Annotated in this window: 10 protein-coding genes; 3 read left to right on the forward strand and 7 right to left on the reverse strand. The window is 65.8% G+C overall.

The features are described from left to right. Nucleotides 1-309: 309 nt before the first annotated feature. The 4 genes from ACFQ4G_RS21450 to ACFQ4G_RS21465 all read right to left on the reverse strand — a co-directional run bounded on the left by ACFQ4G_RS21450 (nucleotide 310) and on the right by ACFQ4G_RS21465 (nucleotide 3,726). On the reverse strand, nucleotides 310-672 hold the full coding sequence (locus ACFQ4G_RS21450; protein WP_238202916.1) for a hypothetical protein: 363 nt from the start codon (nucleotides 670-672) through the stop codon (nucleotides 310-312). Nucleotides 673-801: 129 nt separating this feature from the next. Then, nucleotides 802-1,665: a helix-turn-helix domain-containing protein gene (locus ACFQ4G_RS21455; RefSeq protein ID WP_238202914.1), complete on the reverse strand. Its 864-nt coding sequence runs from the start codon at nucleotides 1,663-1,665 to the stop codon at nucleotides 802-804. Nucleotides 1,666-1,942: 277 nt separating this feature from the next. Continuing rightward, nucleotides 1,943-2,854: an NADP-dependent oxidoreductase gene (locus tag ACFQ4G_RS21460; RefSeq protein WP_379041061.1), complete on the reverse strand. Its 912-nt coding sequence runs from the start codon at nucleotides 2,852-2,854 to the stop codon at nucleotides 1,943-1,945. Between the two features lie 125 nt (nucleotides 2,855-2,979). Continuing rightward, on the reverse strand, nucleotides 2,980-3,726 hold the full coding sequence (locus tag ACFQ4G_RS21465; protein WP_238202909.1) for a glucose 1-dehydrogenase: 747 nt from the start codon (nucleotides 3,724-3,726) through the stop codon (nucleotides 2,980-2,982). 115 nt (nucleotides 3,727-3,841) lie between these two features. On the opposite strand from ACFQ4G_RS21465, the gene ACFQ4G_RS21470 reads away from it, so the two are divergent. From ACFQ4G_RS21470 to ACFQ4G_RS21480, 3 genes are all read left to right on the forward strand, one after another. Continuing rightward, a complete protein-coding gene (locus ACFQ4G_RS21470) occupies nucleotides 3,842-4,204 on the forward strand; it encodes an ArsR/SmtB family transcription factor (protein ID WP_238202907.1) in 363 nt (120 codons plus the stop codon). Nucleotides 4,205-4,338: 134 nt separating this feature from the next. Continuing rightward, nucleotides 4,339-4,626: a hypothetical protein gene (locus ACFQ4G_RS21475; RefSeq protein WP_238202905.1), complete on the forward strand. Its 288-nt coding sequence runs from the start codon at nucleotides 4,339-4,341 to the stop codon at nucleotides 4,624-4,626. 168 nt (nucleotides 4,627-4,794) lie between these two features. Beyond that, a complete protein-coding gene (locus ACFQ4G_RS21480) occupies nucleotides 4,795-4,995 on the forward strand; it encodes a hypothetical protein (RefSeq protein WP_238202903.1) in 201 nt (66 codons plus the stop codon). Nucleotides 4,996-5,252: 257 nt separating this feature from the next. On the opposite strand, the gene serA is transcribed toward ACFQ4G_RS21480, so the two are convergent. The 3 genes from serA to trmD all read right to left on the reverse strand — a co-directional run. Then, nucleotides 5,253-6,845 (reverse strand): phosphoglycerate dehydrogenase, encoded by a 1,593-nt coding sequence (gene serA, locus ACFQ4G_RS21485; RefSeq protein WP_238202901.1) that lies wholly within the window; start codon nucleotides 6,843-6,845, stop codon nucleotides 5,253-5,255. A 269-nt stretch (nucleotides 6,846-7,114) separates the two neighbouring features. Next, a complete protein-coding gene (locus tag ACFQ4G_RS21490) occupies nucleotides 7,115-8,281 on the reverse strand; it encodes a phosphoserine transaminase (RefSeq protein ID WP_238202899.1) in 1,167 nt (388 codons plus the stop codon). Between the two features lie 158 nt (nucleotides 8,282-8,439). After that, on the reverse strand, nucleotides 8,440-8,955 hold a 516-nt coding region (trmD, locus tag ACFQ4G_RS21495), incomplete at its 5' end, for a tRNA (guanine(37)-N(1))-methyltransferase (protein ID WP_379041065.1).

Genomic DNA, 8,955 nt, shown 5'->3' on the forward strand with positions numbered 1-8,955 from the left:
CGAAGGCCAGCAGCGCGAACACGTTGCGCGTCGCTTCCGGATAGGCCGAGAAGAACTGCGCCCCGATGATCGCCGCCAGCGATCCGTACAGATAAAAATCGTACCATTCGAACACGGTACCGAGGGACGAGGCGAGAATGACCTTCTTCTCGCCCGCACTCATGGGTGGCGTTGCGTCCTTCGAGGGATGCGCTGTGATCGTTCGGCTCAAGGAATGACACTCCGGCTTTATTGCGGATGAAAGAGATGTCCGGCCGTGAGGCCGGGCGACGGCGCGCCCCCGAGACGGGACTTCGGGGACGAACGGGTTCAGACGCGGTCGCGAAGCCCGGCGCTGACGGTGCGGCCATCGCCACACGAGCGGCCAAGGGTGGACGAGCCGGAGACCACGCCGCCGAGGCCGTTGCCCAGGTCGATGGAGAAGGGCTGACCGGCCGCTCCGCCCATTGCGACAGTCGAACTGTTCGTGGGCATGTACTGCGCACCGATCGCGGGCGGGAGTTGATCGGACCGGTTGGGAACTCTGCCGCCCTGGGTTGTCCTGCCGAGGTTGCGACAATCGTTGAGACCGTCTCCGAAGAAGCAGGTATTGCCGAAACTCTGTGCCTGCGCGGCGGGCGAACCTAATAGTGCCGCCGTAAGGACGAAAGCCAACTTCAAGTACGCCCGCATGCGTATAGCTCCCTCGATGCCGTTTCTATTAGCATCGGGATACTAGCAAGCTGAGGCCATCTGCCTTTTTCGAGTCCGGGACATGGCTTTCAGGATCGAGCCAAACCTTCGTGGCTTCTGTGACAAACGTTAATGCCTGTCGCTGAAATGGGATGGAGGCTTGTCGAGAATCTTGCGGAACGTGGCCGTCATATGCGCGTGGCTGGAGAAACCGACGCGCTCGGCGATCTCCGCCAAGGTCAGGCTTCCCTGTTGCATCAGGTCCTGCGCGCGCGTCAGGCGCCGGTGCGTGATGTAAGCGTGCGGGCTGTGCCCGGTCGCCCGACGAAACGCACGCGTGAAGTGCCGCGTGCTCATATCGACCGATTGCGCCAGGATCATCAGGTTGAGCTGGGACGACAGGCGCGCTTCGATGATCTCGCAGGCTCGATCCACCTGGGACGGCGTGATGCTCCTCTGCTCGAGGTCCGCCCGCCGTTCATCGTCCGGGAACAGCAGTTGGAGAACCTGCAGCATCACCGCTTCCCCGAGGGACGGCCCGGCGGGGGTTCCCGCGATCACATCGCAATGGAGAACGTTCAGGAGATGTGCGAGTCCCGGCAGGAATCCGAGGCGATCACAGTCGGGTCGATCCAGAAATCTGCGGTGCAAGGAATGCTGCGTAAAATCAGCGGACATGTAGAGCGAAAATTTGCGTGCGGCTCCTCTCCAGTCTCCGTAGTTTTCCTCGTGCGGCATGTACAATAAAGGCTGTTGCTTCAGCGGCGAGAAGCTCCTGGCGCCGTTGAGTCTCACTTCCATTCCCTCGTGGACCCAGACGATACCCAGGTCGGAATCGCTCTCGCCGAGCGGATTCCCGAACGATCCGGCATAAGGAAGGCGGGACTCTTGAAACTTCCCGCCTTCCCAGCGCGAATTTCTGCTGGACGAAATGATCTCCAGCTCATCCGGGTAATCGAGCCGCTTACCAGGGGCGTTACGGACATATGCCACGATACTTCCTCATCCCAGGCTGCACTGGATTGTGAAGTCTCATGCTTCGGCAGCTCACGGATCCAGTATCACAGGGGCGCTCCTCGATGTCTGCCCAAACTTTCCACGGTCGAGGCAAGGGGTGCGGCTGGAGCCGCGCCCCCTCGAGTCGGATCACAGGCACGGTATACGGCAGCATTGAAGCAGCCTCACGGTCTTTCGGGTCGAGACTGTAGGCGGGTCCGTTCGTCGTTCATACATCGTGGAGCGCTTCGTCTCGCCCTCGACCCCGCTTTTATCAGGTCATTGCGATGACGAGCTTGCCGGCCACCCGCCCGGTCGAACTGCGTTCCTGCGCTTCGGCGATCCGCTCGAACGGGAAGGTTCGTTCGATCGGCAGGCGGAACGTGCCTTCGGCATAGAGCCGCGCGACGTTCGCCAAGGCTATTTCCGGATGCTCGCCCTGCGATGTCGTGACGAGTGCCCCGTATTTCGGAGCGTCGATGTCGGCGATCGAGAGGACGCGTAACCCATTGCCGACGATCTCGACCAATTCCGGGATGTTCCCCGCGCCCGCGAGATCGAGCGCCGCGTCGACACCCTGTGGCGCGAGTTCGCGTATACGTGCCGACAGGCCGGGTTCATACGTCGTCGGTATCGCACCGAGTTCGCGCAGATACCCGTGTTTCGGTGCGCTCGCGGTGCCGATCACGGTCACACCGCGATGGCGAGCGAGCTGGATGACGGCGGTGCCGACGCCGCCCGCGGCGCCCGCCACCAGCAAAGTCTCGCCGGATTCGATCGAGACCAGGTCGAGGATACGCGTCGCCGACTCGGCGATGATCGGCAGGGCGCCGGCGACTTCGAAGGACATGCCGTCCGGCATCCGTGCCCAACGGGTCAGCACGGCCTGCTCGGCCATGGCCGTCCGCCAAACGGCGAGACCGAACACCGCGTCGCCGATCGAGACATCGGAAACACCGTCGCCGACCTCGTCGACGATCCCCGCCGCTTCGGCACCGACACCGGAGGGAAACGCGATCGGCATGAAATCACGATACAGTCCCGACCGCAGCTTCCAGTCCAACGGGTTCACCCCGGCGGCCTTCACGGTGATGCGGATCTGACCGGGGCCGGCATGTGGCGCGTCGATCTCGACGAAGCGCAGGATATCGGGCGTTCCATATTCCGAATACTGGACGGCTTTCATCGTCGTGTCTCCTTCTTGGCGTCGGTCCGTCGCCGCTTGCCGGAAGACCTGTGCCGTTGTTGTTCGAGATGGCGGGGTCATCGGCGGCCGACCGAATGCCGGTCGGCCGCCGATCGCGACGGCGGTCAGCGCAGACCGCCACTCGCGAAGATGTTCTCACCCGTGACGAAGCGCGCCTCGTCGGAGGCGAGAAACGCGACGACCTCGGCGATGTCGTCGGGAGCGCCGGCACGGCCGAGCGGTGTCTGCGAGACGATGCCGGTTTCCATCTCCGATCCGGCGATGCCGGCGGTCACGGTGCCTTCCGTGACCACGAAGCCGGGGCTCACCACGTTGACGCGGATCTTGCGCGGGGCGAGTTCCTTGACGAGAACGTCCGAGATCGCATTCACCGCCGCTTTGGTCGCGGTGTAGACCGCCGTTCCCGGCGAGCGCAGGCTGGTGATCGACGACGAGATGTTGATGACGCTGCCGCCTTCCCGGAGGTGCTTCGTCGCCGCCTGCGTCGTCAGGAGAACACCCAGCACGTTGACGTCGAACTGGCGGCGGTAATGCTCCTCGGTCACGGCCTCCACCGGCGAGAATTCAAAGATGCCGGAATTGTTGACCAGGATGTCGAGCCCTCCGAAACTGGACAATGCGGCCTCGATCAGGCCCTGCGCGTCGGCGGCTTTGGAGACATCGCCCTTGACCGCGACGGCCTTGCCCCCGGCCGAATTGATGGCCGCCACGACGGCGTCCGCGCCTTCCTTGCCCGATGCATAATTGACGACGACCGCCGCGCCGTCCCTCGCCAGGGCCTTGGCGATCCCTGCACCGATCCCCTTCGACGCGCCTGTGACGACGGCGACCTTGCCATGGAGTCTGGTCATGTCTGCTACCTTGTGTTGCTCGCCCTTGGGCCGGCACCGGAACGGCTGCCTTAGTCCCATAGTTCGATAAAATAGAACTATTGAACGACACGTCAAGCTCCGTTATGGATCGGTGATGAGACCGCTCTTTCACCCCGCTATCGAAGACGTCGCGCCGGAGGCGATCCTTCACGCGCTGTCCGATCCCAACCGCGCGGCGATCCTCGTCAACATCCTGCAGGAAGGCGGCGGCAAAGCCTGTTCGTCGGTCGCGGCCTTGGGCGATCGGGTGATCCCCAAATCGTCGCTGTCGAACCATTTCAAGATCTTGCGGGAAGCCGGACTGATCCGCAGCGAGCGTCACGGCGTGCAGATGCGCAATTACCTGCGGCTGGACGAGGTGAACGCACGTTTTCCCGGGCTCGTGGGTGCGATCATCAACGCCTACGCGTCGGGCGTCGAAGGCGGCTCCGACCCGTCGCACGACCCGTCGCAATGACGGGGGCCGGTCGCCGGAACCCGTCCGGAGAATCACGCCCGCGATCGCATTCTTAACGAAGCGCTATCCATGATCGCGATCAGTCCGGGGCCGGGAGCCCGCTTTCGGGCATACTCTCAGGCGCCGGAGGCCTCATGATCCCCTTGATGTTCGCAGCGATCGGCGGTGGTGCCGCGACGGCGTCGATAGTGATGCCGTTCGGCCCCGTCGCATCGGCCATCGCCGCACCTTTCGGGGGCAGCCTGTGCGCGCTGCTGGCGGCGTTCCACATCGCGCGTCGGCGTGGTCCCGAATGGCAGAGCACGGCCGATCTGGACGAGCAGGCGGATGCCATGGTGGCGGCCCTTCGTGGGATCGCCGCGCAAGCCGAACGCGACCAGGCCGAAGAGGCAGGGCAGGGCGGCAAGGCGCGCGCAGCCTGAAGCCGGACGTCGCGGGCTCTTCGGAGCTGGCCGAGGCCGGCGATGCTCAGACGGCCCCGGCAGGAAACGACCCTTGCAAGGAGCAGTTCGTGCAAGAAGCGCCCCTTGCAGAATGAACATTCCTCCCCCGGCCGCGTTCACACTTCTTGGTCCGGCTAAGGAGTGGCGATGCTCATCGACGAATACCACGAGCCCATTCGACCAAGGCCCCGGCCCAGTGCGACGATGCTGAACGGCACGTTGAACGAGACGGCAAGGAGGCGCCTCGGCGAGGAGCTTCAGGCTCTGTACGAGCCGGTCATCGATGAGCCCCTGGACCCCAGGCTCGCCGAACTCATGGCGCAGCTGGAGACCGATCGGAAGCGGTGACGTCCTGCCTGCGGGGCCGACAATGGCATGGACAGGCCTGGGCCGTCGCTCTCATCCACGATCGATCGGGACGGTGCCGCACCGCAGGAATCGTATCGTCCGACATGCCGATGCTCGTTCGACCGGAACGAATGTCGAGTGTGTTCGCGGTGGCGGCACCGAGGAATGGGCCCTCGCCGCCGACCTGTCGACACTCCGCAACCTCCGGATTTCCCTCTCGCACGCCGCCCGAAACGAGGCGGCGCGCGAACGGTCGTTCAGAAGCTCACCGGCCGCACCCGCTTCACCTGCGGGATCGCCTCGATCTCCGCGCGCACGCTGTCCGAGATCGGCGCGTCGATGGCGCAGAAGCAGATGGCGTTGCCGCCCTCTTCCTCGCGGCCGAGATTGAACGTGGCGACGTTGACGCCGGCCTCGCCGAGGATGGTGCCGAGCCGGCCGATGAAGCCCGGCTTGTCGTGGTTGCGCACGTAGAGCATGTGCGGCGCGAAGGCGGCGTCGATGGCGATGGACCGGATCTCGATGATCCGCGGCTTGCCGTCGTGGAACACCGTGCCGGCGGCGTCGCGCGGCATGTCCTCGGCATCGACGGTGATGCGCACCACCGATTCGTAGTCGCTGGCACCACCCTCGCGCTTGATCTCGTCCACCACGATGCCGCGTTCGCGCGCCAGAGCGGGGGCCGAGACCATGTTGATGTCCTGCAGGAACGGCCGCAGTGCGCCGGTCACCGCGGCGGCCGTCAACGCGCGGGTGTTCATGCCGGCGACGGCCCCTTCGTAGGTGATGCGGATGCCCTTGATCGGCGCGTCGGTGAGCTGGCCTAGGAACGAGCCGAGCTTCTCGGCGAGCGCCACGAACGGCTTCAACCGGGGAGCCTCGTCCGCGGAAATGGACGGGAAGTTGATCGCGTTGGTGATGGCGCCGGTCATCAGGTAGTCGGACATCTGCTCGGCGACCTGCAGGGCGACGTTCTCCTGGGCCTCGTTGGTGGAGGCGCCGAGATGCGGCGTGCAGATCACGTTGGGATGCCCGAAGAGCGGGTTGGTGTTCGCCGGCTCCTCGATGAAGACGTCGAAGGCCGCGCCCGCCACATGACCGGAATCGAGGGCGGCCCGGAGCGCCACCTCGTCCACGAGGCCGCCGCGGGCGCAATTGACGATGCGCACGCCGGGTTTCGTCTTCGCCAGGTTCTCGGCCGACAGGATGTTGCGGGTCTTGTCGGTCATCGGCACGTGCAGGGTGATGATGTCCGCACGCGCCAGCAGGGCGTCGAGCTCGACCTTCTCCACGCCGATTTCGAGGGCGCGCTCGGGCGAGAGGTAGGGATCGTAGGCCACCACCTTCAGCTTGAGGCCGATGCCGCGGTCGGCGACGATGGCGCCGATATTGCCGCAGCCGATGATGCCGAGGGTCTTGCCCGTCATCTCGACACCCATGAAGCGGTTCTTCTCCCACTTGCCGGCCTGGGTCGAGGCATCCGCCTGCGGGATCTGCCGCGCGAGGGCGAACATCATCGCCACCGCATGTTCGGCGGTGGTGATGGAATTGCCGAACGGCGTGTTCATCACGATGACGCCGCGCGCCGTGGCGGCGGGAACGTCGACATTGTCGACGCCGATCCCGGCCCGGCCGATGACCTTCAGCCGGGTGGTCTGCGCCAGCACCTTCTGGGTGACCTTGGTGGCCGAGCGGATGGCGAGGCCATCGTAATGGCCGATCACCGCGGCGAAGCGGTCCTTGTCCTTGCCGAGGTTGGGGAAGAAATCGACGTCGATTCCGCGGTCACGGAAGATCTGGACGGCCGCGTTCGAGAGCGAATCGGAAATGAGCACCTTGGGAGCAGCCATGATGGCCTCCGGCTCTTGAGGAAGGGGGTTGGGGGCAACATCGGGGCCACCCCGTTTCGGGCAGACACCATCGGATCCCGTCCGATCACCTCATCCTGAGGTGCTGCGTTCGCAGCCTCGAAGGAGGGCTCCAGACATCGCAGCGCGAACTGGAGGGCTCCTTCGAGGCCTCCGCTACGCTGCGGCGCCTCAGGATGAGGGTGCGGTTCGGATCGGTGTCGTCACGCGGCGCACGTGAGACAACGTGCGCCGGCGAAGGCGTCGTTGCCTCAGGCCGCCTTGGCGAGCTTGGCCTTCTCGGCGGCGTAGGCCCAGTCGAGCCACGGCATCAGGGCCTCGAGATCCGAGGTCTCCACCGTGCCGCCGCACCAGATGCGCAGGCCGGCCGGCGCGTCGCGATAGGCGCCGATGTCGAAGGCGATGCCCTCCGCGTCGAGGGTATCGGCGATGCCCTTTGCCACCGAGGCCACCGATGCGTCGCCCTTGGCCAGCACGTCCGGATCGGTGATGACGAGGCAGACGCCGGTGTTCGAGTATGTCGCCGGATCGACGGCGAGGTGGCCGATCCACGGGGTCCGCGCCACCCAGTCGTGGACGACCCTGGCATTGGCGTCGGCGCGGGCATGGAGCGCGTCGAGACCGCCGATGCCTTGCGCCCAGCGCAGGGTGTCGAGGTAATCCTCCACTGCCAGGAGCGACGGGGTGTTGATCGTGTCGCCCTTGAAGATGCCCTCGATCAGCTTGCCGCCCTTGGCCATGCGGAAGACCTTCGGGATCGGCCAGGCGGGGGTGTTGCTCTCGATGCGCGCCACGGCGCGGGGCGAGAGCACGAGCATGCCGTGCGCGGCCTCGCCGCCCATCACCTTCTGCCAGGAGAAGGTGACGACATCGAGCTTCGCCCAGTCGAGGGGCATCGCGAAGGCGGCCGAGGTCGCGTCGCAGATGGTCACGCCTTCGCGGTCGGCCGCGATCCAGTCGCCGTTCGGCACGCGCACGCCGGCGGCGGTGCCGTTCCAGGTGAAGATGACGTCGTTTTGCAGGGTGTCGATCGCCGCGAGGTCCGGCAGCACGCCGTAGGGCGTCTGGTGGACGATGGGCGAGATCTTCAGTTCCTGCAGCGCGTCGGTGACCCATTCGGAGCCGAAGGCTTCCCAGGCCGCGACCTCGACCGTCTTCGGGCCGAGCATCGACCACATGGCCATCTCGACGGCGCCGGTATCCGAGGCGGGGACGATGGCGATGCGGTAATCGGCCGGCACGCGCAAAACGGTGCGGGTGAGCTCGATGGCCTCGACCAGCTTGGCCTTGCCGGCCGGCGAGCGGTGCGAGCGGCCGAGAGCGGCGTTCTGAAGGGCCTGGAGGGTCCAGCCGGGACGCTTGGTGCAGGGGCCGGACGAGAAATTCGGCACGCGGGGGCGCGCGGTGGGACGTGTCATGACGATGGTCCATCCTTACAGATGAATGCTCCTCGTTGGGGAGGAGTGGCCCGGCGCTGCCAATGCGCCTCCATCGCCGATTTAGCAAGATGCTGCGTCGATAAATTCAGTCCCGCCCGACGCAAAGACAGGTGGTTTTTCGATCAAGTCTTTGAGAATCAGGCCTTTGTCGAAGGCGACTTGTCTGGGGAGGGCGACTTGTCTGTGCTCGCGAGGTCCGGGCGCCGCTCCCGCGTGATCCGCTCCGCCTCCTGCCGCCGCCAGCGCGCGATGGCGCCGTGGTTGCCGCCGTTCAGGATGTCGGGAATCGCATGGCCCTCCCAGTCCCGCGGCCTCGTGTAATGCGGGTATTCGAGGAGGCCGCCCTCGAAGCTCTCCTCCTCTCCCGAGGCCGACTTGCCCATGACGCCGGGCAGGAGCCGGATGCAGGCATCGAGCACCACCATCGCCGCCATCTCGCCCCCGGAGAGGATGTAGTCGCCGATGGACACCTCTTCGAGGTTCCGCGCGGCGATCACGCGCTCGTCCACGCCCTCGAACCGGCCGCAGACGATGACGAGCCCCGGCCCCTCCGCGAGGTCGCGGACGCGGCGCTGCGTGAGGGGGCGACCGCGCGGGCTCATCAGCAGGCGAGGGCGGGTGTCGCCGGGGGCGGCCGCCGCGTCGATGGCGGT

Source organism: Methylobacterium marchantiae (assembly GCF_042679825.1).
Taxonomy (GTDB): domain Bacteria; phylum Pseudomonadota; class Alphaproteobacteria; order Rhizobiales; family Beijerinckiaceae; genus Methylobacterium; species Methylobacterium marchantiae.

Excerpts from the sequence above, each read along its gene's own strand:
- ACFQ4G_RS21460 (WP_379041061.1), bottom strand. The coding sequence starts at position 2,854 with ATGAAAGCCGTCCAGTATTCGGAATATGGAACGCCCGATATCCTGCGC.
- ACFQ4G_RS21465 (WP_238202909.1), bottom strand. The coding sequence starts at position 3,726 with ATGACCAGACTCCATGGCAAGGTCGCCGTCGTCACAGGCGCGTCGAAG.
- serA (WP_238202901.1), bottom strand. The coding sequence starts at position 6,845 with ATGGCTGCTCCCAAGGTGCTCATTTCCGATTCGCTCTCGAACGCGGCC.
- ACFQ4G_RS21470 (WP_238202907.1), top strand. The coding sequence starts at position 3,842 with ATGAGACCGCTCTTTCACCCCGCTATCGAAGACGTCGCGCCGGAGGCG.
- ACFQ4G_RS21475 (WP_238202905.1), top strand. The coding sequence starts at position 4,339 with ATGATCCCCTTGATGTTCGCAGCGATCGGCGGTGGTGCCGCGACGGCG.
- ACFQ4G_RS21450 (WP_238202916.1), bottom strand. The coding sequence starts at position 672 with ATGCGGGCGTACTTGAAGTTGGCTTTCGTCCTTACGGCGGCACTATTA.
- ACFQ4G_RS21490 (WP_238202899.1), bottom strand. The coding sequence starts at position 8,281 with ATGACACGTCCCACCGCGCGCCCCCGCGTGCCGAATTTCTCGTCCGGC.
- ACFQ4G_RS21480 (WP_238202903.1), top strand. The coding sequence starts at position 4,795 with ATGCTCATCGACGAATACCACGAGCCCATTCGACCAAGGCCCCGGCCC.